This is a genomic window from Acidocella aquatica (assembly GCF_030160635.1).
GTDB lineage: Bacteria > Pseudomonadota > Alphaproteobacteria > Acetobacterales > Acetobacteraceae > Acidocella > Acidocella aquatica.
In genome coordinates this window covers 1-26,037 of sequence record NZ_BSOS01000005.1, presented here as the reverse complement: position 1 = coordinate 26,037, position 26,037 = coordinate 1, and the positions used below count along the sequence as shown (strand labels likewise).

Genomic DNA, 26,037 nt, shown 5'->3' with positions numbered 1-26,037 from the left:
GGCCAGGCCAAGGGGCGCTGCCCCTTGGCCTGGCCTGCCTCCCCCCTTTCAATGGCCCGCCAGTTTGCCATTGCCTTTCGGGAACAGCCTGGGTGGCAGCAGGAAGTAGGCGAGTGAGGGGAGCAGGACCATGGCGCCCAGCATGTTCCATAGGAACATGAAGGAGAGCAGCAGGCCCATGTCAGCCTGGAATTTGATGGGGGCGAAGACCCAGGTGACGACGCCGGCGGCGAGGGTGAAGCCGGTGAGCAGCACGACCTTGCCGGTGAACAACAGGGTGCGGTGGTAAGCCTGGGAGAGCGTGGCGCCGTCGCGGAGTTGTTTGATGACGATGCCCAGGACGTAGAGTGCGTAATCCACGCCGATGCCAACACCCAGCGCCATGACCGGCAGTGTTGCGACCTTGATGCCGATGCCGAGCCAGACCATGAGCGCCTGCGCGAGGATGGAGGTGAGCACGAGCGGCAGCACGGCGCAGAGCACCGCGCGCCAGGAGCGGAAGACGATGAAGCAGAACAGGATGACGGTGCTGTAGACCAGCAGCAGCATCATGTGATTGGCCTGCTCGATGACGATGTTGGTTGCCGCCTCGATACCCGCGTTGCCGCCGGCCAGGGAGATTTTGAAGTCAGGCCCCTGGTTATGTGGATTGGCGATGAATGCCTGGATTTTGGAGATCACCGCATCCAGGGTTTTCGCTTTGTGATCGGTCAGCGAGACATAGAGCGGCACGAAGGTGCAGTCGAAATTGGCCTGGGTTGCCGAGAGGTGCTCCGTGAAGTCGCCCAGGAAGGCCTGGTTTTTTACCAGCTCGTACCATTTTGGCGAGTTTTCGGTGATCAGCATGGTGAGCTGCGAGGCGAACGAGCCGAGGGAGCTGGTGGATTGCACCTGCGGCATCTGGTCGAGCTGCCATTCGAGATTGCTCAAGGTGGAGAGCGTGGAATAGGCGATGCAGTCACCGGGCGGCGTATCGACCATTACCACCAGCGTATCGCTGCTCGTGGTGTAATGCTTGATGATGTAGGCGTTGTCCTGGTTGTACTGCGAGCTTTGCCGCAGCTCCGGGGCGCCTTTGTTGAGATCGCCGACCTGGACGTTGCGCCCGACATAAAGCCCGACCACGCCGAGCACGCCGGCGAGCGCGATGGCGAGGATGGCGTAGCGTTTGGTGGTGAATTTATCGAGGAGGTTCCAGAGCCAGTTATCCACCCGCTCGGTAGCCGTGCCCTCATTGCGCAGGCTGCGGATCGCGGCGGATTTGCTGACGCCGGTGTAGCTCAGCGTCATCGGCAGCATGATGAGGTTGGTGAAGATCAGGATGCCGACACCGATGCTGGCGAGCAGGGCGAGTTCGCGGATCGCCTCGATGCGGATGGTCAGCAGCACGGCGAAGCTGGAGGCGTCGCAAACGAGTGCCGCGAAGCCGGCGAGGAAGAGGCGGCGGAAGGTGTAGCGCGCGGCCACCAGAGGATGCGCGCCGCGGCCGATGTCCTGCATCACGCCGTTCATTTTTTGCGCACCGTGACTCATGCCGATGGCAAAAACCAGGAACGGCACGAGCACTGAATAAGGCGTCAGCTCAAAGCCCAGCAGCGGCAGAAAGCCCATTTGCCACACGACCGCGACAAGGGAGGCGGCCACCACCAGCAGCGTGCTGCGCACGCAGCGGGTGAACCAGAACAGCATGCCGGTGGCGATAAGTGCTGAAACGGCGAAGAATATCAGGATTTTGCCGATGCTGTTGATCATGTCGCCGACCACCATGGCGAAACCGATGATGTGCAGCGTGATGCCCTGGGTGGCGTATTGCGCGCGGATCTGGTTCAGCTCCGTCGCCAGCTTGCCGTAGTCGAGTTTTTCGCCGGTCAGCCCGTCATATTGCAACAGCGGTACGTACATCATGCTCGAGGTGTAGTCATTGCTCACCAGCTCGCCGACGCGCCCGGTTTTGGCGATATTCTGCGCCACCACGGCGAGTTGCGCGGGGCTGCCGTCATATTGCCCGTCTATCACCGGGCCGCTCGAAAGACCGTCGCTGACCACCGCCACCCAGCGGGTTGCCGGTGTCCACAGCGAGGTCATATAGGCGCGGTCAACATTGGGGAGCAGGTAGATCTTGTCGTTGATCTCCTTCAGCATTTCGAGGTAGTGCGCGTTGATGATGGTGCCCTGGTCCGCCTGAACGGCGATCCGGATCGCATTCCCCTGAGATTGCAGATCGTCGTAATGTTTATAGAAATTCTGGATGAAGGGTTGATGCGTCGGGATCATCTTCTCGAAGCTGGCGTTCAGCTTCACATGCATCGCCTCGAAGCCAAAAAACAGCGTTGCCAGCAGGCACATCAGCAGAATAACCGGGCGGTTGTTGAACAGCAGACGTTCCACCAGCGACCCGGAGCCGTGGTCGAAGTCTACGATCTCCGAGATGGCAGGCGCGTGATCGTCGATATTGGAGGCCAAGATTCTGTTCCCGCTCAGCTATTTAAGATTTTTTCGGATAGGCGGGTCACACCCGCGCCACCGACGATGATCAATTCATCCCCCGCCGCTTCCTCGATGTCGAAGAAGGGCAGCGTTGTTACACCGGGGACGGCCGTGAAGGTCGCGCCGTTGTCTGTGCTTTTGAACAACGCGCCCGCCTCGGTGATGAGAACGACCGTGCCCGAACGCAGCACGCGCCCGGAGGTGATGTCATCCTGCGACGCCAGCGCGATCGTGGTCCAGCTCTTGCCGCCGTCGGTGGAGCGCAGGCAGGCGCCGGCGACGCCGAAGACGACCAGCGAGCCGTCCCGCGCGCCCAGAATGCCGAACAATGTGACCGATGTGGTCGGCGCGAGCGGCAGGAAGGTGTTGCCGGCATCGGTGGAGCAGAATACCAGCCCCTGTTCGCCACACAAATAATAATCCGCCCCGATCACCGCGGCGCCATAGATATTGTGGCTGTATTTGTCATAGATATGCAGGCTCCAATCCGCCCAGGTCTTGCCGCCGTCGGTCGTCACCATGGTCATGCGGTAGGCGCCGAAGACCATGACATGTTGCGGGCTCAGCACCAGCATGGAGAGAAATGGTTTGTCGGGGCCTTCGTCCATGAAATGCGCCGCGCGCGCCACCGCCAGCGGGGCGCAGGGGCATGTGCTCGATGCCACCGAGGGGTCTTGCGCGGCCTGCAAGGTAAGTTGATTGGCCTGGAGGCCGTTGAGCTGCATCGTCCAGGTCTTGCCGCCATCGGCCGTGACGAGGATGGCGCCGAAATGACCGGCGGCCCAGCCCAGCTGAGGCGTGGCGAAGGCGACGCAGGTGAGTGTCACGTTGACCGGCACCTGGCCCTGGGTCCAGCTCACCCCGTCATCGTCGGAATAGATGATGACGCCATGCTCGCCCACGGCAACCAGACGGTTCCCGGCACGGGTGATGGCGACCAGCAGCACTGAAGCCGGTGATTTTACCAGGATCGAGGGGGTATCCAGCGCATCAACGCCTGTGAGGGCGGCGGCCTGCGCGGTGAGCGGCAACAGCGCGATGAGCCCGGCTGCGGCGGCTGTTGCCAACATGGCCCGGCGATTCAGAAAACTTTTAGAGCCGTCCATGCATATATCCTATCAACTCCGGAACACGCATCGCCGCTTTCCATCCTCATTATATAAAGCCGGTGGTGCATCCTCAACGAAGCCTTGCTGAAGCTGCACCACCGATGGAAGTCTACTCTGCCTCGCCACCGATCCAAAATTCCGGCCGGCGGCAAGGCATTTTAGGGAACCCTTAGTACTGCGCCGAGGCTGCCATGTTGTTCGGGTCGAACACGGAGTCCTGGATGTTGTCGACGAAGATCAGCGTCGGCTTCTTCGCCTGGTTCCAGTGGCCCGCAACCGTCACATAGTCGTCGGTCTGCAGGTTGTGGATGGAGTTATTGCCGAACACCACGCCGGGCAGATCCGGGCGGCAGTTGTTATACAGCAGGTTCACCTTGAAGAGGTTGTTGTTGGCGTCCCACATGTCGCCCACGCCGACGGACCAGGTGTCTTCGTCATGGTAGTAGCGGCGGCGCGCCAGCACGTTGCGCTCGCCGGGGTGCAGGGTGGCTTCCACCACCCAGCAGCGGTGCAGTTCCCAGCGGACCAGATCGGGATCGAGGAAGTGATCCAGATGCGCGGCGGGAGCCGGGCCCGCGTAGAGCGCGTTGTTGTTGTAGGGGATGTACATCTCCTTTTTGCCGAGGAGCTTCCAGTCATAACGCTCAAGCGAGCCGTTGAAGCCGAAGTATTCATCATACCCGGCGACACCGTTGGACTGCGGGCTTGGCGTGTCGAAGGAGACTTCCGGCGCGCGGCGGACGCGGCCCTGGCCGTTGAGCAGCTCCCATGCGGACTGGGCGTTTTTATAAGGGTTGGAATACTGCCACACGATGATCGCCTGGCCGATGAGATTTGCCGGACCGGTGTATGGGTCGTCCTGAATCTCCAGGCGGCCATCGAAGGTCGCCAGCGAGCCGTTGGGATCGTAATACGGGAATTTGAAGCTGCTGTGATCGGCGTAGGCCATCGACTTCTGCCCGTTGGTCACAGACCAGCTCTGGTAATCGACCATGAAGCAGAAGCCGTGCCAGTCAGCCGAGTGATTCCACATGACCTGCGCACCGGCGGTGAGCGGGTTGGTGGTGTCGGGGATCGGGAAGGGGACGCCGCCATAGGCGCCCTGGAAGCCGAAACGCCCGCCCACCGGGTCCTGGGCGGTGAAGCTCGCCCCGGTTACGTTTTTGGTGATGTTGTCGTAAACATATTGCGGCGCGGCGGCGGTGCGGTGGGTTGGGTAGACTTTGATCTTGAAGCCATATTTGGTCATCATCGCCTTCACGCCCTCGGAGAGGCGGTCGGCATGGTCGGCCATGTTGCTGGCATCGATCACCACGACCGGCTGTTCGTCTGGGAAGAGTTCGGGGATGTAGTCATTTTTGTTCAGCCCTGCCGGCAGGGTGGTCATGCCACCCGTCCAGGCGGGAATGCTGCCATCAGCATTGCCGGCGCGCTCGGCGCCGGTGGGGGTGAGCGTGGTGGTCAGCAGCGAAGGATCAGCCGCGGCTGCCCGCGCGGGTGCCGTGCCAACCTTCAACGCCGCCAGGCTGGTACCCGCGAGTAAACCAAAAGTACGTCTTTTCATTTTCTTGAACTCCCGGCGTCTTAGAATGTGTGTTGAAGATTGAGCGCGACGAAGCCACGGTCAGCCAACGCGTTGTTCACCGGATCAGGCTTGCCCAGATAACCCTGATAGGCGAGCGTTGCGATCCAGTTGACCTTGTAGGTGGCGGTCACGCCGGCGTTGAACGAACCCGTGCCGTGGTACAACCCGCCATCGACCGCGGAGCGGCCCAGGAAGTTGTAGATGATGCCCATCGGGAAGGTGATCTGCAGGTTCGGCAGAACGTCGTTATAGGTCGGCGTCAGCGAGAGATCGAACGCGCCGGCAGTGGCCTGACGGCCGGTGGCCAGCTGTGTTCCACCGGGGAAAGCCGCCCAGCGGTTTTTGGTGACATTGATCAGATGGTTCAGGATTGCTTCACCGGTGATCGTGACGCCGCCTGGATCAAGTGGAATGGCCGGGGTGACGTAGAGTTCGGAAATCTGCGCGTCCCAGGTGTTGCCGACGGGGTAGCCCGGATTGCCGTTGGTATTCTGGCCCGGCAATATGTAGAAAACGCCGCTATTGTTGGCGACCAGCGGCTGATTTTCACGCACCGAGAACTCGCCCGCGACATTGGTGGGCCCGACGTTGGTGGAGAAGCTCACGCCCTGAAGCCAGGTATCGCGCGGATAGACGAGGTTGTAGGTGCCGATGGAAACCGCACCATGGCCGCCGGGCACAAGAGCCGGCGCGGAATAGGGGGCAATGCCGACCTCGGGCGCCTTGGCGTCGAAGCGTTCGCCGTAGACCCCCAGATCCCAGTTGCCGACTTCCTGCTCGAAGGCGAGGCCGAACTGGCCGTTCTGGTGTTCGGGGTTGCCGTCCTTGGTGCGCGTCAGGCCATAAAGCGGCGCGAAGGCGAGGAAGCTGCCGCCCTTGTCGAGGATGTTGGTGGAATTGAAATAGGCGCCCTCACCCTGCAGAAAATCATGCTCCCATTCAAACTGATAATAGGCCTGAATGGTGGTGCCGGGGCGCGGCTGGTAGGTAAGCACCGCCTGGCCAACGGGCATGAACACCTGCTGCGCCTGCGGATTGATGGTGTTCTGCGCGGCGATGACGTTGATCGGCGCCTGGCCGCCGGAAATGCCGTCGGTCGGGAAGTACAGGCTCTGACCCCAGAACAGCGTCTGGCGGCCGAACTTGAACTGAATGGTCTGATCATCGGCGAAGGTGTGTTGGGCAAAGATGAACGCATCGAGAACCTGCGCGTTCATGCCATCCACGTTGCGCGTGGCGGAGGTGAAATCATTCTGCTTGGGCACGAAAATGGCGTTGGAGTAGCCCGGCTGGTTATTCTGGTTGGTGCCGAGATACGGGGTGTTGAGGTAAAGCTGGGCGCTGAAATGCGCGCCGTAGTTGCCGTCGCGGATGTCGAGCACCGGCACCGCCTCGAACAGATTTCCGACCATGCCGTGTTTGAAGTTGTTGTCGCCGTCGCTGCCGAGCAACACCTTCGAGGGGTTACTCACGCGGTATTGGCCGGTGTAGGAAACCGTCGTGGTCAGGTTGATTTCCATGTTGTTGCCGTAGTCGGTGCCGTCATAGAGGTTCAGCGCCTTTGCCTGATGCGGCGCGGCGGCCATCAGCAATGCGCCGGCACCCGCGAGCCCAAGCCCGGTACGGCCGATTGTGGCAAGCAATCTCTGCCTTAATGTGTTGCGGTCAGACATCTTGTTCATTTTACCTTCCCTTTTTGTTGTCGAAGCCACCCAATGACCAAGTGCCGGTTTTTTTGTTCCCAGCCAGCCCCTTGGCCACACAGTCGTTTGTCTTCCCCTGCCCTTCGCTCTTTCTTCCATTTTGATCATTTGGAAACGAGTTCAAAAAATCAGGTCCTTGCTTCACACACGGCACCGGAAAATGATCGTGCATTATATACCGTGTGTCAACGTACTACATCCGCATGCATATCCTTTTTCGCGTAATCCTCCCGCGCTTTGGCGTTTGTGTGACCATTAGCGCGCGCGGCGCGAGTCATCAAGATTAGGTATATAAGCGTACCGTAGTCTTGCAAGCTATTTATTCCATTCTCCGGCATTGGTCAACATCTATCCCCTTCTCTCACCAAGTTCCGGCGGGCGGCCTGCGGCCGCGACCCCGGAGACTCAGCTTCACCTGTCGCCCAGCACCTTGCCTGAGCCATAGGCACGGGTGCCGCCCGGCAGTTCGTCAGGATAGGGCATGCGGGTGAGCTGCGCGCCGCCGTTAACCTGCAGATTAAGCCCCGTGACATAAGACGGGCCGGCCAGGAACAGCACGGCGTTGGCAAAATCTTCCGGGTAGCCGATCCGGCCCAATGGCACCTCGCGGGCGTAGGCTTCCTCGAATCCGGGAATGGCGAATGCCTCGCGCGACATGTCGGATTTGATCGCGCCCGGCAAAATCGCGTTCACGCGGATGTTCCTCGCGCCATATTCCAGCGCCGCGTATTGCACCAGGCAGTTTGTCCCGGCCTTGGCCGCGGCGTAGGCGGCGTGGGGCAGCACGGGGTGGGTGGCGCTCATGGAGGAGACCAGCACGATTGAGCCGTTTTGCCCGATACCCGCAGCCATGTGCTTCACGAAATAGAAATTGCCGAACAGGTTGACCCGCACCGCCGCGTCCAGCTGCGCCTGTTGCAGATCGGCGATCATGCCCATCACCGGCAACCCGGCGGCGTTCACGGCGATGTCGATTTTGCCGTTATGTTCCAGAGCTTTGGCGGCCAGCGCGGCAACCTGCGCTTCGTCTCCCGCGTCGCAGGCCAGGGCGGCGCCGCCGATGCGGGCGGCCAGCACCCGCAGCGGCGCGAAACTGCGCGCGCCCACGAACACTTTGGCGCCATTGCGCGCCAGCGCCTCGGCCACGGCCCAGCCGGTGCCGCCTTCAGCCGAGGCGCCGAGCACAACGGCGACCTTGCCGGCCAGGTCAACGCTGAAGCCCTCAAAATTCGGAAGTTCCATGCCTGCGTCTCCGTTGTTGCTCTGGTTCATTTTCAGTCCGGCGCGCCGGGCAGGAACTCGCTGAACACGCCAAGTGTCATCCCACCGTCGACCGTAAGCTCCGCGCCGCAGGCGTAGGAGGCATCATCACTGGCCAGATAGAGGCTGGCGCGGGCGACTTCGGCAGGCTCGCCAATGCGGCGGATCGGCTGGTTCTGGTAGTATTTGTTCAGCTCCTCGGGAGAGGCGTCCATGATGTTGCCCATCTTGGTGTTGATGCCGCCGGGAAAGACCGCGTTCACGCGCACGCCGCGCGCGCCCAGCTCCATCGCCGCGGTTTTGGTGAGGCCGCGCAGCGCCCATTTGCTGGCGGAATAGGCGGCCAGCCCGTTCATCCCCCACAGCGCGGAGGTGGAGCAGATGTTCACGATCGCGCCTTTGCCCGCCGCCACCATGGCCGGTGCCAGGGTTTTGATGCCAAGCCAGGAGCCGATCAGGTTGATGTTCAGCACGCGCTGAAAGTCAGCCTTGGTCAGCTCGGTGATCGAGGCCGCATGCACAACGCCGGCATTGTTGACCAGAATATCCGGCGCGCCCCATTTGGCCGTGACCGCGGCCTGAAGGGATGCCCAGCCGTCCTCGTCGGAGGTATCGAGCGCTACGAACATCGCGGCGGCGCCCAGGGTGCGGGCCAGGGCCTCGCCTTCGGCCGCCAGCACATCGGCAATGACCACGCGCGCGCCGTGCTCCACGAACAGACGGGCCGTTGCCTCGCCCTGCCCGCGGGCGGCGCCGGTGATCACCGCCACGCGGCCGCTTAGTTTTTTGCTCATGGTTTCCTCCGTTTTGCCTGCCCGGGTTTATGGAATCACGTCCGGTTTCGTACATATAATTTATCAGTTGCTAGCTAACTATATTTCCCGGCAATCCGCAAGCGGAGATTGGCGTTCCGCAATTTGCATTTTCAACTCTTGCCCGGCGGCTAACGGAGGTCTAGCGTACCGTATATAAGCGACCTTAAGCAAACAGCGGGGACACCATGGCCAACGATACCGACTGGAACAGCAACCTTGGCGGCGGCTTTGGCACGCACCAGGCGGTTGACGAATTATTCCACGGCACCGGCGGGCCGGAAGACTCGCTCACCGAGACGTGGTTCTGGAACTTTCATGTGCCGGAAGCCGCGATCAACTGCTACGCCTATTGCTGGGTACATCCCAACCTTAAAGTCGTCACCGGCGGGTTGTTCATCTACCAGGGGATCAAGACCAGCCATCTCGGCTGCGAGGTGTTCGAGATGCGCGACTATATGTCGAGCGCCGTGGTCGGCGCGGGCGATGATATCGCGCTGCCCAACGGGCTGCGGGTGCGGGCGCTGAAACCGCTGGAGCATCTGCGGCTCACCTTTGACGACCCCAGCCGGCAGAGCGCCGTGGATGTGGAGCTGAAGGCCGCTGGCGTGCCGGTCATGCGCGCCAACAACAAGCATTTCGAGCAGGTGATGCATGTCACCGGGCGGCTGTTGCTGCGTGGCAAGGAATATGCCGTGGACTGCCACGCGGTGCGCGACCGCTCCTGGGCCGAGCCACGCCCGGAAAGCCATGCGCCGGTGCCGCCCTATACCTGGGTGACCGGCACGTTCGGCGCCGATTTCGCCTTTAATGTGGGCGCGCATGACGATCCGGGCCGCAACCCGGACTGGGCCGGGCGCATGCAGGCCCCTGCCCGCATTTTCAACGACGGCTGGGTGGTGGTGAAGGGCGAGCAGCGCCGCATTGTGAGCGCGAGCAAGATCACGCGGCGCGAATTTCCGCTCTGCCGCCCGCTGAACCATGAATATGAGTTCACGGACAGCGCGGGCGAGGTCTACCGGATGACCGGCAGGATCATCGCGCAGACCGCCTGGTCGGGCTGGTCCAACATGAACTGCCACCTCGGGCTGGTGGAATGGGACTGGAACGGGCGCAAGGGTTATGGCGACTCGCAGGAAGTGCAGTGGAACGAATACGTCTACCGGATGACGCAGCCATGAAAACGGTGAAAATCATCGCTGGGCTCGTGTTCCTGATTATGTGCGGCAATGTGCTGAACGTCAGCCTCAACAGCGGCATGGGACACGGGGTTGGGTTCGACACGTTTCTCGCGGGGGCGCGCGACCCCTGGCAGACTTTCATCAACAACGATCTGGTGATGGGGCTGGTGCTTACCATGTCGTGGGTGATTTTCCGTGAACGAGGCGGGCGGGTGCTGAATACCGTCGCCTGGGTGTGGATGGCAGCCTGGTGGGGGAATATCGTCATCGCGGCTTATGTGTTGCGCGCCGCGTATCAGGCCGATAGTGACTGGTCCCGCTTCTTCCTCGGCCGCCACGCGCCCGGCGCCACCGCCCCGGCGCCAATGCGCCTGCCCGCGCTGATGCGCGCGCTTTGCGGCCTGGGTGCTGCCGCCGCGGCTGTTTATCTCGCGCTGGGGCTGCGCCAGTCCGGCGGGGCGCTTGTGCCCGTGCTTGGCTATGCGCTCGGCTTCCTGCCCGTCATCCTCTCGCTGGCGCTGCTGGCCCTGCCGCGCCGCGCGGCCTGATCATTTTGCCGCAGCCGGGCGATCACTGGCCGCCGGCGGCGGGTATCAGTTATAGCGGGCCAGCATGAATGGAAACCAGCTGATTACATGACCTCGATCAACGAAGCCCCCCTGCCCTGGACTGAACAGAATGTCCTCGCCCTGCTGGACCTCGAGCCGGCCGGTGGCGACGTGTTCATAAGCCGCTATAACCAGATCAACCTCAACGGCCACCTGTTTGGCGGCCAGGTTCTGGGACAGGCGGCGGCCGCGGCGGCGGCAACCGTTACCGGTCTCACCATGCACTCGCTGCACGCCTACTTCCTGCGCGCGGGCACCGTCGGCGCGCGCGTGGCCTTCGCGGTGGAACGCGCGCGCGACGGCCGCCGGTTCGCCACCCGCCGCGTTATCGCCACGCAAAACGGCAAAACCATTTTTGTGCTGAGCTGCTCGTTCTTCCACCCGCAGCCGGGCTTCGAACACCAGACCGCTGCCCCCGCCGCGCCGCCGCCTGAGGAATTGGAAAGCCTCGCCGATATCGCCCGGGCCAGCGGCGTCGAACTGCCGACCGGCCTCACCCGGCTGTCGCACACCTACCCCATCGAGGTCCGCCCGGTGGCTGGCCGCGCTGTGATGCAACGCGCGGACGCCCCGCGCATACGCTTCTGGGTTCGCGTGCCCAGCGCCGCCAGCACGGATAACCCACAGGCGCACCAGCAGGTTCTCGCTTACCTCTCGGACTACTTCCTGATCGCGGCGGCCCTCGCCCCGCACCGCTCGGTCTTCCTTGACGAACATTTCGAGGTCGCCAGCCTGGACCACGCCATGTGGTTCCACCGCCCCGCCCGCGCCGACGAATGGCTGCTCTACGACACCGAAAGCCCCAACGCGCGTAACGGCGTCAACCTCTCCCGCGGCCTCATCTACGACCGCCAGGGCAATCTCATCGCCTCCACCGCCCAGGAGGGCCTGCAAACGCCTCGCGGCTGAACTGAGATGATAGGAGGAAGTGAGGCCAAGGGGCGGCGCCCCCTGGCCTTGCCTCCCTTTACCAGCTCCCGTTCACACGAAGACGGCGTTGATGGCGCCGGAGGCGGGGTGCACTTGGGAGGGGCCGGCTGGGTAGATGTCGAACACGCTGCGCGCACCTTCCCAGGGGCTGTAGACTTCCATGACCATTGGCTTGCTGGAGCAGCTGAGGAGGTGGGTGACGGCGGTTTTAAAGCCTTCGGACTGGCGGACCATGGCGACGATTTCCTCGCTTTTCCATGATTCGATGGCGACGAACTCGTTTTCATCGCGGCCCCAGCCATAGAAGACGAAGTTGGTGACTTCGGCCATCTGGTCCGCGGCACCTTGCCACAATGCGTTGAAGGCGGCGATGAATTCCTCGCGTTTTTCGGGCTTTACGCTCCAGCGGGAGACAAAGGCGTTGGCGTGGGTGACAATAGGCGCGGGCATGGGGTTTCTCCTTGGGTATGAGCAGTCAGAGCGGGGTTTTATCCGCCGGGACGCCCGTTTCAGGCGTTTGTTGTGGTGGGCATGATGATAATACGCATAATTACGACTGGCTAGATGCAAGCGGGCGCGGTAGGATGACCGCCAAGAAATAAAGCCCCACGGAGACGCTGATGCTCGATATTCAAAACAAAACCGCGTTCATCACCGGTGCCGCTGGCGGTATCGGCCTGGGCATCGCCAGGGCCCTGGCGCGGGAGGGGGCGCGGGTTGTGCTCGCGGATATCGACACCGCCGAGGTGGAAAAATCCGCGGCCGCCCTGGCGGCGGACGGCGCGCAAACCCTGGCGCTGAGTTTTGATGTGGCCGACCCGGCCGCCTGGCCCCGCGCGAAGGCACAAGCGGAGCAGGTTTTCGGCCCGGTGCGTATCCTCTGCAACAATGCCGGGGTGTTCGCCGCCGGCGGGCCGGTGGAGGATATCGACCCGCAGACCTGGCGCTGGCTGTTTGGCATCAATCTGGACGCGCATCTGCACGCGCTGCGCATCTTTTTGCCGGAAATGCGCGCCAGCGGCGAGGAGGCGCATATCGTCAACACCGTCTCCATGGCCGGGCTGCTCGCCACCGCGCAGACCGCCGCCTATAGCGCCTCGAAATTCGCGGCCCTGGCCCTGGCGCAGAGCCTGCGGGCGGAGCTGGAAGGCAGCCGCATCGGCATTTCGGTGCTTTGCCCCGGCTATGCCGCCACGCGGCTGGCCGCCACCTCGCAACAGCATTTACCCGATGCGAGCCGCGATGCCACGGACACCGCCGCTTTTGCCGCCGCGCTGGCGAAGGGCATGGCGCCGGATGAGATCGGTGCCAGCGTGGCGCGGGCGGTTAAATCCGGCGAATTCTATATTTTCACGCATCCTGAATTCCGCGAGGTGATTGAAGGCATTCAGCACGAACAGCTCGCCGCGTTTGGCGCCCCGGCCTGAAGTCATCGAACCGTCATAATTTCTCTAGGTCTGTCCTGGTAGAAAGTCATTTATCAGTTTTCTGACTCCCGGCTCAGGATTGCCCTATGAAGAGACGTGACCTGCTTACCGCCGCCGCGCCGCTTGGCTTGGCGGGGCTGCCCTCCGGCCGGCGTTTCATCGCCATGGCGCAGGTTGCCGCGGCGCCGGGCAGTAGTCTTGGGCTCGCCTCGGTCCCCAATCTGCGCGACCTCGGCGGCTATGCGGCGCCTCAAGGAAACGTGCGCCGCGGTCTTGTCTACCGCTCGGAAAAACTGGATCCTGTTGCGGCCCAGGATATACCGAAACTGGCGGCGCTGGACCTTGCCCAGGTGTTCGACCTGCGCACCCAGCCCGAACGCGCACAACGGCCTGACGAATTGCCCCCCGGCACGGCGGAGATCTGGCTCAATGTGCTGGCAGACGCCAAGGGGGGCATCCCCGCCAACATCACCACGCTGCTGGCCACGCCAAAGCAGGCCAATGCGGCGCTGGGCAACGGCAAGATGGCCGCGTTCGGGGTGCAGACCTACCGGCAGTTCGTCATGCTGCCGAGCGCGCGCCAATCATACCGCGCCTTGTTCCTGGCGCTGAGCGATGGCGCGGGGCCGCAACTGTTCCATTGCACCGCGGGCAAGGACCGCACCGGCTGGGCCGCCGCCGCGCTGCTCACCTTGCTCGGGGTGCCGGTGGATACGGTGTATCAGGATTATTTGCGGACCAACGAGTATATTCTCCCCGAATATCAGGCCTATATCACGCGCTTCACCGATCAGGGCGGCGACCCGGCGATCGCCCGCGACCTGTTTGGCGCCAGAGCTGAATATTTGCATGCCGCCTTCAACACGGCCACCACGGCTTTCGGCGGCATGACGGGTTATTTCGAGAACGGCCTCGGGCTGGACCACGCCACGCAACAGCGTCTGCGCGCACGCCTGTTGGTAAGTTAACCCAGGCCAAGCCCCTTGTTCTGTAACAGGGTGCGCTTCAGCTCGCGGCGGAACTGTGATTCGTCTTGCGCGGCATTTGAGAACCGGCCGATAAATGGGCGCATCACCACGGAAATCGCGATCGAGCCGGTGAGGGAAAAGAAGAAGAAATCAGGATCTATCGGTTCGGCCATCGGTTCGGGCGGCGCCGTGCGGATCAATGGCAGGAAAAAATCATGCACCGGGCGGATCAGCCGTTCGTAGAAATACTCGAACCGTTCGCCCTGCTGCGCCACTTCCTTGACCAGGAACATCGAAAGCTGCGGGGTATCGCAGACCAGGTCGATCAATTGCTCCATGACATTGTGCAGCGCCGGGCCGTGCTCGGCGATTTCCGGCAATTCGCGCAGGAATCTGGCGGCCAGATCGTCAACCACCGCCTTCCATAGTTCCAGCTTGGAGCCATACCGGTGGGCGATGAGGGAGACGTCGATGCCGGCCTCCACCGCGATCTGGCGCAGGTTGGCGCCCTCGAAGCCATGGTGCGCGAAGGCCGCCAGCGCCGCCGGCAAGATCTGGTCCGAACGCAGCGCCGCCGCCTTGGCCGGACGCCCGCGCCGTTTTGTTTCCTTCACCGGCGCCAAATCGCTCTCTCCCTTATGCATCGGCTGATAATATCGCTTGACACTGAATACGCCACCCGGATAAATAAACAAGCGTTGAATTAATGCCGGGGCTGTACCCGGACGGCGACCCAAAGGCGCTGATTGCGGGAGAAACAAAGTGAGCGGAACATATGATATTCTTGTCGTCGGCGGCGGCAGCAACTCGCTGACAGCGGCGGCCTATATGGCCAAGGCGGGGAAAAAAGTTCTGGTGCTGGAAAAAAACAGCCAGTGCGGGGGTGGGGTGGTGTCCATCAACATCGCGCCCGGTTTCACGCATGACCCGCACGCGACCGGGCTGGTTGCCTGTCTGCCCAACCCCGCGATCAGCCATGGTGAACTGCCTCTGGCCAAGCATGGCTATGAGCTGGTGCCCTTTGAGGCCAGTTTCGCCAGCGTATTCGAGGACGGTACCGGCCTGATCAGCTACCAGAGCCTGGATAAAACCTGTGAGGCCATCGCGCATTTCTCCACCCGCGATGCGGAAACCTACCGTAAGATCGCCACCGATGCGATGGCGCTGCTGCCGCTGCTCTCGCGCAGCATGGCCGCCCCGCCACTGCCCTTCGGCGGCTTTGTGGCCATGCTGGAGCAAAGCCCCAGCGGCCGCCGCCTCGTCACCTCGCTGCTCAGCAGCGTTTATGATGTGCTGGAAGATAATTTCGAGAGCATCGAGCTGAAGCTGCACTTCATGAAGTGGTGTGGCGAGATGATGATGAACCCGGAAACCAAGGGCACCGGCATCACCTTTCATATGTTGCTCGGCATGTCGCACAGCTATGAGGCTGGTTGCGTAAAGGGCGGGAGCAAGAACCTCACCAACGCGCTGATCGGCTCGCTGCAGGAATTCGGCGGCGAGGTGCGCACCAATGCCGAGGTCAAACGCGTCATCGTCTCGGGCGGACGCGCCACCGGCGTGGAAATGATGGATGGTGAAATCCTCACCGCGCGCGACGCGGTGATCGCCAGCATCCACCCCTGGCGCCTGGGCGACTATATCACGGGCATCCCGGAAGATATCATCAAGGCCGCGCGCCAGACCAAGCTCAGTGACCACGGCGCCATCAACCAGCAGATTGCCCTGACCCATGCGCCGGAATACAAGGCCGGGCCGCAGTATAAGGACGTGCTCTGCGTCGAGCTGATGCACAAGGATGTGCGCGCCTGCCGCGAGCAGTTCCATAACTACATCATGGGCGGCATGAACCTGGACCAGCTGAGCCCGCTGGTGATCGTTAACACCAACAAAGATCCATCGCGCGCACCGGCTGGGCAGGCGGCGATGTATCTGTATCATTTCGGGCCGCGCGAATGGGCCAATGGCGGGATCGAGGCCTGGGCCGAGCGGCAGGCGGAAGTGGCGGACGCGGTGTGGAACGAGACCAAGAAATACTGCACGAACTTGGATGACAGCAACATCATCGCCCGCCATGTGGAAACGCCGCTGACGCATCATCGCCACTCCAACAGCATGATGCTGGGCGATATTTTTGGCATCGGCGGATCGGCCGCGACGATTTTGGGCCGCCGCCCGATCCCCGAACTGGCGCGCTACCGCGTGCCGGGGGTGGAGGGGCTGTATCTCTCCGGTCCGTTCATGCATCCCGGCGGGGCGGTGACACTTGGCGGGCGGGCGACCGCCGTTGCCTTGTTCCAGGACCTTAAGATCGACCTCAAACGCGGCTTTATCGCCATCTAACCCGGAGACGGATCATGAAACTCAAAACCAGCGATGGCATGGAACTGATGGAAGTCTCGGGCTTTAGCCGCGAGGAAGGTAATTTGATTATTGAAGGCACGATCATGGGGGCGATGCCGGTGCATGCCGTGTTGACGCCCGACCAGCTGCGCGCGGCGCTCAAGCTGCTCGACTTCAAGACCGTGTTGTTCGCGGCCGGCATGCTGTTTCGCAAGACCAAGGCAGCGCCGCCCGCGCAGCCGCCGTTCTGATGCACGGCGCCAGACGCCGCCGTTATATCGTAACTTTATATACCATATGCCTTGATCCTTTCTCCTTGGCCGGTTAGCCTGCGCGCGGATATGACCGGAGGAAGCAATGACCCAGAGCGCGAACGAGGCGAAACTGCAACTGGTGCTGGACCGCCAGGAAATTGAGCAAATTCTCAGCCTGTATTGCCGCGCGATCGACCGGCTGGACGCCGAGCTGCTCAAATCGATCTACCACCCGGACGGCACCGACGATCATGGCGTGTTCTCAGGCCCGGCGCATGAATTCGCCGATATGATCATGGTCAGCCTGGCCGAGGTTCTCATCGACGGCATGCATACCGTCACGCATTCGGCCATTGAGATCGAGGGCAATTTTGCCACCGCCGAGAGCTATTATCAGGCGTATCAGCTATGCCACGGCGGGCTTGATGCCGTGACCGGATTTTTTGGCCCCGCCTATGCCGAGGCGCAGGTGGCCAAGGGCACGATCGACTCTCCCCAGGATTATATCTGCGGCGGGCGGTATATCGACCTGTTCGAGAAGCGCGACGGCAAATGGAAGATTCTGCGCCGAAGGATCACCAATGAGTGGAATATCTGCCAGCCCTCCACGCGCATTACGCAGCAAGGCCATCTCGCGCATTTTAACCTGCCCGGCCGGCGTGACCGGCAGGACCCGGTGTATATGAACGTGTTGCCAAAAACGCCCTGAATATAGGTCGTATACATACCGGTTGCGAGCATACCATTTGATCCAGATCAATGACCGGCTCCTCTCCTGAAGCCAGATTGTTTGCCGCCATCTCACGCGCGTCACGGCGGTGCCGCAAAAAATCATCAGGAGCCGGCTATGGATAATGTGCAAAAAGAGTTTAACGAGTTTCAGCGCGGGCTAGGCACCGCGCTCGCGCCCAACTGGCGCGATCTGGCCGCCGCGGATTCAAAGCCGCTACCGCCAACGCTGCGCGGCGAGTCCGCGCCCAACCTCGGCACGGCGAAAATTCCGCCGCAGCGTTATACTTCGCAGGCGTTTCATGACCAGGAGGTTGAGAAGGTCTGGAAGCGGACCTGGCAGGTTGCCTGCCGCGAGGAAGAAGTGCCCAACGCGGGCGACCATTTCGTCTACCGTGTCGCCAATATGAATTTTCTGATTGTGCGCAACACGCCAAGCACGTTCAAGGCATTCTGGAATGTGTGCCTGCACCGCGGCCGCTGCCTCGTGGACCATGACGGCAAGGAGGCCAAGCATTTCAAATGCGGGTATCATTCCTGGACCTGGGATATTAACGGCAAGCTCGCCTACTATCCCGGCGCGTGGGATTTCCCGGATGTCGACCCGGAGAAATATTCCCTGCGCGAGGTTCTGGTGGATACCTGGGGCGGGTTTATTTTCATCAACCCGGACAAGAACGCGGCGCCGCTGGCCAGGCACCTCGGCTCCATGCCGGAGCATTTCAAGAACTGGCCGCTGGATAAGCGATTTGCCATCTGGCATGTGCAAAAGCGCATCAACGCCAACTGGAAGGTGACGATGGAGGCTTTTCTGGAAGCATACCATCTGATGCAGACGCATCCGCAGGCACTGCCCTCGGTGGGGGAGCATGCCACGCAATATGATGTTTACGACGAGGGCAGCTCGTTCTTCAGCCGGTCGATCACCCCGGTCGGCATTCCCAGCAACCATTTCAAGGGTGGCACCGCTTTAAGCGCCATTGAGCATGTCTGGGCTCTGGTGAATGCGCTGCGCGCCGATGAGGCGAATACGCTGCCGCCGGAGATCACCGACCGTGCCTCGATTGCGCAATGGCGGCGGCAATTCATGAAGGATCTGACGCACGCGGATTACGCCAAGCTCTCGGACGCTGAGATGCTGGACTCCATACAATATTGGCTGTTCCCGAATTTCTGCCCCTGGTATGGCGAAGGTCTGCCGCTCACCTATGTGTTCCGGCCGGATTCCAGCTCGCCCGAGACGTCATATTTCGATATCTGGATGCTGATCCGCTCGCCCGACGAAGGCGCGCGGCCGCCGGCGCCGCAGATGATCAAACTCGGGCCGGATGACAAATTCGAGAAAGTCATCGGCGCGATGGGCAATATTTTTGACCAGGATGATGAGAACATGCCCTTCGTGCAAAAGGGCATGCACACCTGGCCGGGTGATCCTGAAGGGATGACACTCGGCCGCTACCAGGAGAGCCGTATCCGATTCTTCCATCAGGTGCTGATGAAGGTTCTTGGTTAGAGCAATATCCGATCAGATGGAGTCATTTGATCGGATAAATTTGCATACCAAAACAAAGAGCTGGGCCGCCGTGAATTTATCCGGCTACCGCGGCGGCACCAGCCCGTACAGCAGCAGGCTGACGATATGTTCGGCGATGTCTTCAGGCGTTGCCAGCATGCTGCGCACGTTAGGCAAGATCGCCTGGATGCCTTTAAGGTTGGTGAAGCCGAACAGCAACGCCAGCATCGAGGCCACGGCTTCATCGGTATTGGCCGCGGGGACCAGCTGGTGCAGCAGGTCTTTTGTGAGGTCGAGTGATTTCCTGAACAGATCCTCATCGATCAGGTTCGGCGTGCTGGGGCGCGGGTCGAGCAGTTCGCGCTTCAGCAGCAATCCGAAACTCCTGTCCAGGATCATGTTATTGGTGAACCAGGCGACCAGCCTCGTCAATTTCCTCCGGGGCGGTTCGGTGGAGTCCAATATGTCCTTCGGCGGGGTCGATTTATCGGCGAAGGCGCGTTTGATCGCCGCGGCGTAAAGGGCCTCCTTGCTCGGGAAGTGGTGGTAGAGCGCGCCGATCGCCACTCCGGCCGCGGCGGCAAGCTGGCTGGTGCTCACCGCGTCGAACCCATGCCGGGCAAACAGCTCTTCGGCGGCGGCGAGGATCTTGTTTTCAGTGAGGGGGCCATCGCGCCGGCGCACCGGCCGCCCCTCCCCCACCGCTTTGCCTGTCTTATGCGTGACTGTCATCAAGCGATATTAAGACCCCAGCGTCATTTTCACCAGCAGGGCATCCAGCCAGGACGCGGGCAGCCAATGGCCGAGGGCGACCGTGAGCTTGGCGTCCATCCCGGCGGCATAGCGCGCCTTGGGCCGCTTGGGGCCGATTGCGGCGCGCACCGCCACGCGGGCCACATCGCCGGGGCGCGAGGCAAAGCGCAGCGCCTTGGCCGCCAGGGTTTTGTAGCCGCGCAGCAGGGGGCCGTAATGCGCCGCATCCGTCTCGCTCAGCGCGGCCAGAGCCTGGTCCACCAGGGCGGGCTGGGCAGCGGCCATCGGGGTATTTACCCCGCCCGGTTCGATCAGGCTCACCGTGATCCCGCTGGTGCGCAGCTCCAGGCGCAGCGTGTCGGCCAGGCCCTCAAGCGCGTGCTTGGAGGCTGAATAGGCCCCCAGCATCGGCGCCGCGACGCGCCCGGCCATCGAGCTGAACAGCACGATCCGCCCCGGTTTGCGCCGCAGCGCCGGGATCATGCCCTGCACGAATTGCATTGTGCTGAAGACGTTGATGGCAAACAGCCGCTCGATATCAACGCGCTTGATCAGCTCCACAGGCGATACCGGCTGCATCGCGGCGCAGAACACCACGGCGTCCAACGGTCCGGGCACCAGTTGCGCCACCTGGGCAGCCGCTGCCGCCACGGAGTCCGTGTCCAGCAGGTCGCAGGTAAAACTCTGCGCGCACAGAGACGAGACGATCGCCTGCTGTTCGGCGTTCTGCACCACGGCGAGCACGCGCGCCTGCCCCTGCAGCTGGCGGACAATTTCCAGGCCGATGCCACCCGCGGCGCCCACCACCACAACCGTCCGCTCAAATCCCTGGTTCATGTCACTCCATCCTTAAATTGTCAGTATGTTTCAATATGCAGCCGGCCCGCGGCTTTCAGTTCGGCGCCGATTTTATCCCATGGCAACCCGTGTTGCGCGCAGATGGCGGCGAATGCCTCGAGAACCCCGGCCTCCATGCCTTTGAGCCCGCACAGATAGATGTAGCTGTTGCCATCCACCAGCATTTGCGCGACCAGCTCGTGCCGCAACCCGAGCAGCTGCTGCACATATTGCTTTCGCTGCCCGGGTACGCGCGAGAATGCCAGATTTAAATCCAGGAACCCCTGCGCCAGCGCCGCAAGTTCAGCGTGATACGGCAGCTCGCCGGGGGTGCGCCCGCCATAGAACAACGCCTGCCGGCCAGGCCCGGCGCGGCCCAGGCGCCGCTCCAGCATCGCGCGCATCGGGGCGATCCCGGTTCCGGTGGCGATCATCAATAAATTCGCGGCGGGGTCATCGGGCATCAGGAAGCTGGCGCCATACGGCCCCACCACTTCAACCTTGCCGCCCGCGCGCAGGCCGCAGACAAAATTGGAGCACACGCCAACATGTGGTGCGCCCTCATGGTCTTCCAGCACGCGCTTCACTGTCAGCGCGATCCTGCCCGCCACCCCGGCCTCGCCGGTGCGCGGACTGGCCACGGAGTAGAGCCGCATGATGTGCGGGCGCCCCTGGGCATCTGCCCCGGGTGGAATAATGCCCACGGACTGACCTTCCAGAAACGGAAAATCCGCCCCCGCGTCCAGCACAACATGGCGAATTTCGCTCGGGCTTTCCGCCACGGTCAGGCGCAGGCTTTCCACCACCTCCGCCAGAAGCGGGTGTTCACGCGTAAAGATATTCTCCCGCGCCAGCGCCGCCGAGGCAGGCGCGCCGCGCCCCGCTGGCGAGGGCACAGCCGCCGCCAGCCCCAGTTCCAACGGCGGCGGCAGCTCGGTCCAGCCGTATTGCTCGGCAACCGAATAGGCCCGCGCCACGGGCAGCCAATTGTCGATTGCCCCGGTCGGGCAGCCTGGCAGGCAATCCAGGCAGCCGTTGCAGATTTCAGCATTCACCACGTAATTGACGGAATCATTGGTAATCGCGCCGGTGGTGCAGGCGCTTTCGCAGGTGTCGCAGCGGATGCACAGCGCGGGGTCGATCAGATGCTGTCTGATCGCTCCCGCGGGCAGGTCTATCGCCGCGGTTTGGCTAGCCATTCCCCACGCTCTCCGCCGCCGCCGCGCTGCCGGCCAGGCGGCCGAACACCATGGCGTTGCAGATGCCCATGCCGCCGCCGGAATAACGCTTGCCGACGGTGCAGCCCAGCACTTCGCCCGCCGCGTAGAGGCCGGGGATCAGCCTGCCGTGCTGGTCGAGCACCTGGGCCTTTTCATTCACGTTCAGCCCCGCGCCGGTCTGGCCGATCACGCTGGCGCGCACTTCGCGGGCGTAGAACGGCCCGGTACGCACGGGGAAGCGTTTCGGCATTTCCTTGAAGAACTGTGAATCCCGGTTCTGGTCGCAATCGGCGTTGTATTTTCCGATGGTGGTCTCCAGTGTCAGCGGGTCGACGCCGATCTTGCCCGCGAGTTCGGCGATTGTACCGGCCTTGAAAATTTTGCCATTGGCGATGCTGGCGCGCAGCAGGCTGTATTCCCAGGTCGGCATCGCCGCGCCGCTATGGTAGGGATCGGCAAAACGCAGGTCCTGGCTGGCTTCCTCCAAAGTTGGTTCGTCGAACACCGCATAGGCGCGGCGCTCGTGCTGGCTGTTGAGCAGGTAGCCGGAGACCGCGTAGGGCGCGGATTCGTCCATGAAGCGGAAGCCGTTGGTGTTCACCAGCATGATCCAGGGGGGAAGAAACGCCTCGATCCATTTACCCAGGCCGCTCGTCGGCAGCAGCAGGCCGGTGTCCTTGCCGACAATCGCCGCGCCGATGCTCTGGCCGAGCTTGATGCCATCGCCCAGGATGAACGGCGCCGCGTAATGCACGGCATAGGTCCAGTCACCATGCGCCGCCGCCGTGGGAAAAAATTCACGGATCATCTCCGGGCTGTTGCCAAATCCGCCGGTGGTGATGATCACCGCCCCCGCGCGCAGCTCCGTGCCATCGGCGCTCACGCCAACCACGCGGCCGTTCTCGATCAGTAATTTGTCCACCCGCGTGCCGTAGGCGACCTCAACGCCTTCCGCGCCAGCCGTATTGATCAGCGCGTCAGCCAGGCCGATGCTGGGGTGGCCGCGCGGCACTTCCTCGACGCCTGAGCAGACCAGATAATCCGGCGGAAACACCACGCCCAGCGTGCGCAGCCACTCCAGCGCCGGGCCGCTCTGCTCGCACATGATGCGCATACTCTGCGGGTTGGCCTCCCAGCCCGCCAGCGTCATCACATAATGGAACATGGCATCCGGCGTGTCGTTGGCGATGCCGGCCTCGCGCTGCGTGCTGGTGCCCGCCGCATAAAGCACCGCGGCGGAATGCGCGGTGGCGCCGCCCAGTTTGGTGTCGGCCTCCAGCACCATGACGCTCGCCCCCGCCCGCCGGGCCATGATGCCCGCGGCCAGACCCGCGCCGCCGCCGCCGATGATGATGATGTCAAAATCCTTGGTCATATCGCATTTCCCCATTTTGATTTTTCCGGCGGGTAGCCACCGGTACGCCTACGCATGATTTTATAGCATACTGTATCGAGCCCGCCAGCGCCCGGGATGGCATTTCAGCGGTTAAATCTCTTCCATCACGAACGCGGATTTTGGGTTGCCGCAATCGGGACATTCCCAATCCTCGGGCACGTCCTCCCAGCGTGTGCCGGGGGCGATGCCGTGCTCGGGCATGCCGGCGGCTTCATCATAGATAAAGCCGCAGAACAGGCAGACGTATTTTTTCATCGGGGAGGTTCCTCTCAGACGGTTTTCCAGGTTAACGGCAAATATTGCACGCGGTTCGCCTTGCCCGGCAACGAGATGGGCGTCTCCCCTGCCTTGACCTCGAAATCCGGGATGCGTTTCAGCCATTCCGTGAGGAACACGCGCAGCTCGGTGCGGGCCAGGAAGGAGCCGATGCACTGGTGCGGGCCACGGCCGAACACCAGGCTCTTTTTGTCCGCGCGGTCGAAATCCACTGTCATCGCGTTGGGGAAATGCCTCTCATCGACCCCGGCGAAGCTGGTGGCGGTCAGCACGATATCGCCTTTTTTGATGGTGATGCCTTTGTATTCCACGTCTCGCGCGGCGACGCGGGCGACATTGGCGATGTGGTGGCGGCGCATCATCTCCTCGATGGCGGGGTTGAGGATCGCGGGCTCCTCGATCAGCCGCCGCCGATGGGCGGGGTTGTTGGCCAGGAACAGGGTGATGAAGCCGAGCATGCTGGCCACCGTGTCCAGCCCGCCGATGACGAGCAGGCCGCACAGGCCCACAATCTCTTCAGGCGTGGGTGAGCGCCCGCCATCGACCTTACCGGTGATGATGGCGCTGATCATGTCACGGCCCGGATTGGCGGTGCGGGCGGGGATGATTTTTTCGCCCAGATAGCCAAACAGATGCCCGAATGCCGCCGCCTGCTGTTCAGCGTCCCCGGAACGGGTCAGCTTGTCCACGATCTCCAGCAGATATTGGGTGTCCTCCTGCGGCAGCTCGCACAGGCTCATGACGATGATGATCGGCATCTTTAGTGCAAATTCGGAGGTGAATTCACATTCGCCCTTGGCGTAAAAACCCTCGATGAGCGACACGGTAAGCTCGGTGGCGACCTTCTCCAGCGCGCCGATATTCTTCGGCGTGAAGAATGGCTGCAGGATGGCGCGGAAATCCTTGTGGAGCTGGCCATCGTGCTCGATCATCGTGACCAGGGAGGGGTTTGGCGGCGTGGTCTGATACCGGCTGGAGAAATCCTCAGCGTTGTTCAGCACATATTCGATGTCGTCATAGCGGGTCAGCACCCAGTGTCCGCCGAAATAGGGTGAATAGAAAATATCCGGCCCGTCCTGCCATTTATGGAAATGCTGGAAGAGATCGGTTTCGCCGCGCATGTCAAAATAGTTGAAATCGCGCACCAGCGCGGCCGGTACGTGGGCTGGTATATTGCCTGTATTCACTTTGTTTCCTCCTGGTTTGCGGTTCAGCCACATCTGGTCACCACTACAGAGTGATCGCTCTGTTTTTGTTTACAGAATGATCGCTCGGTAGTCAAGAACGCCAAGGCTGCGCTCACGCCGCCGGCGAGGTTAACGATGGACGTGGCCCGCCGGCCGGGGTAGGGCAAGCGGGCCCGCGCTGCTGCGGCGCAACATGAACGGCCGTACTGGAAATCACGCATGAGCATCGCCCATCCCCACCCTGTTCTCGCCACCCATAGCGGCAAGTTCCATTGCGACGAGGTTTTCGCCTACGCCGTGCTGCGCCTGGCGATGGATTTGAGCCAGCCAGGCGCCGACCACACGCTGCTGCGCACGCGCAAGCCCGAGCTGATTGAGCAGGCGGATATCGTCTGGGATGTCGGCAGCGTGTTTGACCCGGCGCGGAATCGCTTTGACCACCACCAGCGCGGCGCGCCGTTGCGCGCTGATGGAACGCCGTTCTCCTCCGCCGGGCTGGTCTGGCAGGTCTATGGTGAACGGGCTGTGGGCGCGTTGCTCCGCCCCGCCGGGGCCATGGATTTTGCCGCCGCCATCGCCGCCGAGCTTGACGCCGGGCTGGTGTTGCGGATCGACGAGATCGACAACGGTGTATCGGCAACCGGCCCGGTTAAGCGCGACTCACTCGGTCTGGCCTCGCTTATCGGCGAATTCAACCCCACCTGGGACGATCCGGCGGCAAACGGGCCAACCTCGGGGGACGATGCCTTTTTAGAGGCCACCGCATTTGTTACCACCATGTTGCGGCGGCGCGTTGAGTCGCTGCGCGCGCGCCTCGCCGCCGAAACCGCCGTGCTAGCCGCGCACCAGCGCAGCGAGGACCCGCGACTGCTGATTTTGGAGACCGGCATGCCCTGGAAGAGCGCTGTTTTCACGCATGACCTGCCGGTGCTTTTTGCTGTCTCGCCTGCCTCCAACGGCAACTGGATGCTCGATACCGTGCCACCCGAGCCAGGCTCGTTCGAGCAGCGGCTCGCCCTGCCTGAAGCCTGGGCGGGACTTCAGGCCGAAGAACTGGCGCGGGAAAGCGGCGTTGAGGATGCGGTGTTTGTGCATGTGCGCCGCTTCGTCGGCGCCGCGAAATCCCGCGGCGGCGCGGTGGAGCTGGCGCGCAAGGCCCTGGCCGCGGCTTAGCGCGATGACTTCAGATTGACCCGCTTTGCGAGCCTGCGAGCCAATTTGAAGTCTGAATCGCGCCTATCCTTATAATTTAAGCCTCGCAGACCTGAAGAACGCCATCCACAGCTACCTCGCCGAGCACAACGATCACCCCAAGCCATTCATCTGGGCTACGAAAGCTGCAGATATCCTCGACAAGATACGCTGCGGGAAACAAATGTTGGAGTCAGAACACTAGCACTACTTTGGCATATTTTATTGACTTCGGTTATTTTTAGGCTTCCCGAATCGGCTTTTGACT

24 protein-coding genes are annotated in these 26,037 nt (G+C 62.2%); 10 read left to right on the top strand and 14 right to left on the bottom strand.

Annotation, left to right across the window (positions count from 1 at the left end; translation table 11 throughout):
• Window positions 1-48 precede the first annotated feature (48 nt).
• The 6 genes from QQJ84_RS00630 to QQJ84_RS00605 all read right to left on the bottom strand — a co-directional run bounded on the left by QQJ84_RS00630 (window position 49) and on the right by QQJ84_RS00605 (window position 8,938).
• Window positions 49-2,463, bottom strand: coding sequence for an efflux RND transporter permease subunit (locus QQJ84_RS00630; RefSeq protein ID WP_284255948.1), 2,415 nt, complete (start codon window positions 2,461-2,463; stop codon window positions 49-51).
• Window positions 2,464-2,477: 14 nt separating this feature from the next.
• Window positions 2,478-3,593, bottom strand: coding sequence for a WD40/YVTN/BNR-like repeat-containing protein (locus tag QQJ84_RS00625; protein WP_284255947.1), 1,116 nt, complete (start codon window positions 3,591-3,593; stop codon window positions 2,478-2,480).
• Between the two features lie 172 nt (window positions 3,594-3,765).
• The gene (locus QQJ84_RS00620) at window positions 3,766-5,160 is read right to left on the bottom strand and encodes a DUF1329 domain-containing protein (protein ID WP_284255946.1); all 1,395 of its coding nucleotides are present in this window, start codon (window positions 5,158-5,160) and stop codon (window positions 3,766-3,768) included.
• A gap of 20 nt (window positions 5,161-5,180) precedes the next feature.
• Window positions 5,181-6,863 (bottom strand): DUF1302 domain-containing protein, encoded by a 1,683-nt coding sequence (locus QQJ84_RS00615; RefSeq protein WP_284255945.1) that lies wholly within the window; start codon window positions 6,861-6,863, stop codon window positions 5,181-5,183.
• A gap of 432 nt (window positions 6,864-7,295) precedes the next feature.
• Window positions 7,296-8,126, bottom strand: coding sequence for an SDR family NAD(P)-dependent oxidoreductase (locus tag QQJ84_RS00610; protein ID WP_284255944.1), 831 nt, complete (start codon window positions 8,124-8,126; stop codon window positions 7,296-7,298).
• 32 nt (window positions 8,127-8,158) lie between these two features.
• Window positions 8,159-8,938 (bottom strand): SDR family NAD(P)-dependent oxidoreductase, encoded by a 780-nt coding sequence (locus QQJ84_RS00605; RefSeq protein ID WP_284255943.1) that lies wholly within the window; start codon window positions 8,936-8,938, stop codon window positions 8,159-8,161.
• A 206-nt stretch (window positions 8,939-9,144) separates the two neighbouring features.
• Between QQJ84_RS00605 and QQJ84_RS00600 the strand changes: the two genes are divergently transcribed.
• The 3 genes from QQJ84_RS00600 (at window position 9,145) to QQJ84_RS00590 (ending at window position 11,654) form a co-directional block, all read left to right on the top strand.
• Entirely contained in the window at window positions 9,145-10,137 is a 993-nt protein-coding gene (locus tag QQJ84_RS00600) for a DUF7064 domain-containing protein (protein ID WP_284255942.1), read from the top strand.
• Window positions 10,134-10,685, top strand: a complete 552-nt coding sequence (locus QQJ84_RS00595) for a hypothetical protein (RefSeq protein ID WP_284255941.1) — start codon at window positions 10,134-10,136, stop codon at window positions 10,683-10,685. The genes QQJ84_RS00600 and QQJ84_RS00595 overlap by 4 nt, the downstream gene beginning before the upstream one ends.
• Before the next feature lie 87 nt (window positions 10,686-10,772).
• Window positions 10,773-11,654 (top strand): acyl-CoA thioesterase, encoded by an 882-nt coding sequence (locus QQJ84_RS00590; RefSeq protein WP_284255940.1) that lies wholly within the window; start codon window positions 10,773-10,775, stop codon window positions 11,652-11,654.
• 72 nt (window positions 11,655-11,726) lie between these two features.
• Here the strand turns inward: QQJ84_RS00590 and QQJ84_RS00585 are convergent, their stop codons facing one another.
• A complete protein-coding gene (locus QQJ84_RS00585; RefSeq protein WP_284255939.1) occupies window positions 11,727-12,125 on the bottom strand; it encodes a putative quinol monooxygenase in 399 nt (132 codons plus the stop codon).
• Window positions 12,126-12,295: 170 nt separating this feature from the next.
• On the opposite strand from QQJ84_RS00585, the gene QQJ84_RS00580 reads away from it, so the two are divergent.
• Both QQJ84_RS00580 and QQJ84_RS00575 read left to right on the top strand, forming a co-directional pair.
• A complete protein-coding gene (locus QQJ84_RS00580) occupies window positions 12,296-13,102 on the top strand; it encodes an SDR family oxidoreductase (RefSeq protein ID WP_284255938.1) in 807 nt (268 codons plus the stop codon).
• A gap of 86 nt (window positions 13,103-13,188) precedes the next feature.
• A complete protein-coding gene (locus QQJ84_RS00575; protein ID WP_284255937.1) occupies window positions 13,189-14,070 on the top strand; it encodes a tyrosine-protein phosphatase in 882 nt (293 codons plus the stop codon).
• Here the strand turns inward: QQJ84_RS00575 and QQJ84_RS00570 are convergent.
• Entirely contained in the window at window positions 14,067-14,684 is a 618-nt protein-coding gene (locus QQJ84_RS00570; RefSeq protein WP_284256140.1) for a TetR/AcrR family transcriptional regulator, read from the bottom strand. The two genes, QQJ84_RS00575 and QQJ84_RS00570, sit on opposite strands and share 4 nt — an antisense overlap.
• A gap of 148 nt (window positions 14,685-14,832) precedes the next feature.
• Here QQJ84_RS00570 and QQJ84_RS00565 point away from each other — a divergent pair, with 148 nt between their 5' ends.
• The 4 genes from QQJ84_RS00565 (at window position 14,833) to QQJ84_RS00550 (ending at window position 18,909) form a co-directional block, all read left to right on the top strand.
• Window positions 14,833-16,413 (top strand): phytoene desaturase family protein, encoded by a 1,581-nt coding sequence (locus QQJ84_RS00565; RefSeq protein ID WP_284255936.1) that lies wholly within the window; start codon window positions 14,833-14,835, stop codon window positions 16,411-16,413.
• A gap of 14 nt (window positions 16,414-16,427) precedes the next feature.
• Entirely contained in the window at window positions 16,428-16,664 is a 237-nt protein-coding gene (locus QQJ84_RS00560; protein ID WP_284255934.1) for a hypothetical protein, read from the top strand.
• 106 nt (window positions 16,665-16,770) lie between these two features.
• On the top strand, window positions 16,771-17,376 hold the full coding sequence (locus tag QQJ84_RS00555; protein WP_284255933.1) for a nuclear transport factor 2 family protein: 606 nt from the start codon (window positions 16,771-16,773) through the stop codon (window positions 17,374-17,376).
• 138 nt (window positions 17,377-17,514) lie between these two features.
• Window positions 17,515-18,909, top strand: a complete 1,395-nt coding sequence (locus QQJ84_RS00550; protein WP_284255932.1) for an aromatic ring-hydroxylating oxygenase subunit alpha — start codon at window positions 17,515-17,517, stop codon at window positions 18,907-18,909.
• An 84-nt stretch (window positions 18,910-18,993) separates the two neighbouring features.
• Here QQJ84_RS00550 and QQJ84_RS00545 read toward each other — a convergent pair whose 3' ends face one another.
• From QQJ84_RS00545 to QQJ84_RS00520, 6 genes are all read right to left on the bottom strand, one after another.
• The gene (locus QQJ84_RS00545; RefSeq protein ID WP_284255931.1) at window positions 18,994-19,641 is read right to left on the bottom strand and encodes a TetR/AcrR family transcriptional regulator; all 648 of its coding nucleotides are present in this window, start codon (window positions 19,639-19,641) and stop codon (window positions 18,994-18,996) included.
• Between the two features lie 9 nt (window positions 19,642-19,650).
• Window positions 19,651-20,499 (bottom strand): SDR family NAD(P)-dependent oxidoreductase, encoded by an 849-nt coding sequence (locus tag QQJ84_RS00540; RefSeq protein ID WP_284255930.1) that lies wholly within the window; start codon window positions 20,497-20,499, stop codon window positions 19,651-19,653.
• A 20-nt stretch (window positions 20,500-20,519) separates the two neighbouring features.
• Window positions 20,520-21,698 (bottom strand): 4Fe-4S binding protein, encoded by a 1,179-nt coding sequence (locus QQJ84_RS00535; RefSeq protein WP_284255929.1) that lies wholly within the window; start codon window positions 21,696-21,698, stop codon window positions 20,520-20,522.
• Window positions 21,691-23,094, bottom strand: a complete 1,404-nt coding sequence (locus QQJ84_RS00530) for an FAD-dependent oxidoreductase (protein WP_284255928.1) — start codon at window positions 23,092-23,094, stop codon at window positions 21,691-21,693. The genes QQJ84_RS00535 and QQJ84_RS00530 overlap by 8 nt, the downstream gene beginning before the upstream one ends.
• Window positions 23,095-23,205: 111 nt before the next feature.
• Window positions 23,206-23,370, bottom strand: a complete 165-nt coding sequence (locus QQJ84_RS00525; protein ID WP_284255927.1) for a rubredoxin — start codon at window positions 23,368-23,370, stop codon at window positions 23,206-23,208.
• A 14-nt stretch (window positions 23,371-23,384) separates the two neighbouring features.
• Complete coding sequence (locus QQJ84_RS00520) at window positions 23,385-24,578, bottom strand: cytochrome P450 (RefSeq protein WP_284255926.1); 1,194 nt, start codon at window positions 24,576-24,578, stop codon at window positions 23,385-23,387.
• Between the two features lie 219 nt (window positions 24,579-24,797).
• On the opposite strand from QQJ84_RS00520, the gene QQJ84_RS00515 reads away from it, so the two are divergent.
• Window positions 24,798-25,751 carry an MYG1 family protein gene (locus QQJ84_RS00515; protein WP_284255925.1) on the top strand — a complete coding sequence of 318 codons (954 nt, stop codon included), beginning with the start codon at window positions 24,798-24,800 and terminating at the stop codon, window positions 25,749-25,751.
• The last annotated feature ends 286 nt before the right edge of the window (window positions 25,752-26,037 follow it).

Bases quoted from the DNA above. Each gene is read 5' to 3' on its own strand.
- QQJ84_RS00605 (WP_284255943.1), bottom strand. From the start codon at position 8,938: ATGAGCAAAAAACTAAGCGGCCGCGTGGCGGTGATCACCGGCGCCGCC.
- QQJ84_RS00515 (WP_284255925.1), top strand. From the start codon at position 24,798: ATGAGCATCGCCCATCCCCACCCTGTTCTCGCCACCCATAGCGGCAAG.
- QQJ84_RS00620 (WP_284255946.1), bottom strand. From the start codon at position 5,160: ATGAAAAGACGTACTTTTGGTTTACTCGCGGGTACCAGCCTGGCGGCG.
- QQJ84_RS00610 (WP_284255944.1), bottom strand. From the start codon at position 8,126: ATGGAACTTCCGAATTTTGAGGGCTTCAGCGTTGACCTGGCCGGCAAG.
- QQJ84_RS00550 (WP_284255932.1), top strand. From the start codon at position 17,515: ATGGATAATGTGCAAAAAGAGTTTAACGAGTTTCAGCGCGGGCTAGGC.
- QQJ84_RS00600 (WP_284255942.1), top strand. From the start codon at position 9,145: ATGGCCAACGATACCGACTGGAACAGCAACCTTGGCGGCGGCTTTGGC.
- QQJ84_RS00590 (WP_284255940.1), top strand. From the start codon at position 10,773: ATGACCTCGATCAACGAAGCCCCCCTGCCCTGGACTGAACAGAATGTC.
- QQJ84_RS00575 (WP_284255937.1), top strand. From the start codon at position 13,189: ATGAAGAGACGTGACCTGCTTACCGCCGCCGCGCCGCTTGGCTTGGCG.
- QQJ84_RS00555 (WP_284255933.1), top strand. From the start codon at position 16,771: ATGACCCAGAGCGCGAACGAGGCGAAACTGCAACTGGTGCTGGACCGC.
- QQJ84_RS00615 (WP_284255945.1), bottom strand. From the start codon at position 6,863: ATGAACAAGATGTCTGACCGCAACACATTAAGGCAGAGATTGCTTGCC.
- QQJ84_RS00560 (WP_284255934.1), top strand. From the start codon at position 16,428: ATGAAACTCAAAACCAGCGATGGCATGGAACTGATGGAAGTCTCGGGC.
- QQJ84_RS00535 (WP_284255929.1), bottom strand. From the start codon at position 21,698: ATGGCTAGCCAAACCGCGGCGATAGACCTGCCCGCGGGAGCGATCAGA.
- QQJ84_RS00625 (WP_284255947.1), bottom strand. From the start codon at position 3,593: ATGGACGGCTCTAAAAGTTTTCTGAATCGCCGGGCCATGTTGGCAACA.
- QQJ84_RS00595 (WP_284255941.1), top strand. From the start codon at position 10,134: ATGAAAACGGTGAAAATCATCGCTGGGCTCGTGTTCCTGATTATGTGC.
- QQJ84_RS00540 (WP_284255930.1), bottom strand. From the start codon at position 20,499: ATGAACCAGGGATTTGAGCGGACGGTTGTGGTGGTGGGCGCCGCGGGT.
- QQJ84_RS00580 (WP_284255938.1), top strand. From the start codon at position 12,296: ATGCTCGATATTCAAAACAAAACCGCGTTCATCACCGGTGCCGCTGGC.
- QQJ84_RS00545 (WP_284255931.1), bottom strand. From the start codon at position 19,641: ATGACAGTCACGCATAAGACAGGCAAAGCGGTGGGGGAGGGGCGGCCG.
- QQJ84_RS00530 (WP_284255928.1), bottom strand. From the start codon at position 23,094: ATGACCAAGGATTTTGACATCATCATCATCGGCGGCGGCGGCGCGGGT.
- QQJ84_RS00585 (WP_284255939.1), bottom strand. From the start codon at position 12,125: ATGCCCGCGCCTATTGTCACCCACGCCAACGCCTTTGTCTCCCGCTGG.
- QQJ84_RS00525 (WP_284255927.1), bottom strand. From the start codon at position 23,370: ATGAAAAAATACGTCTGCCTGTTCTGCGGCTTTATCTATGATGAAGCC.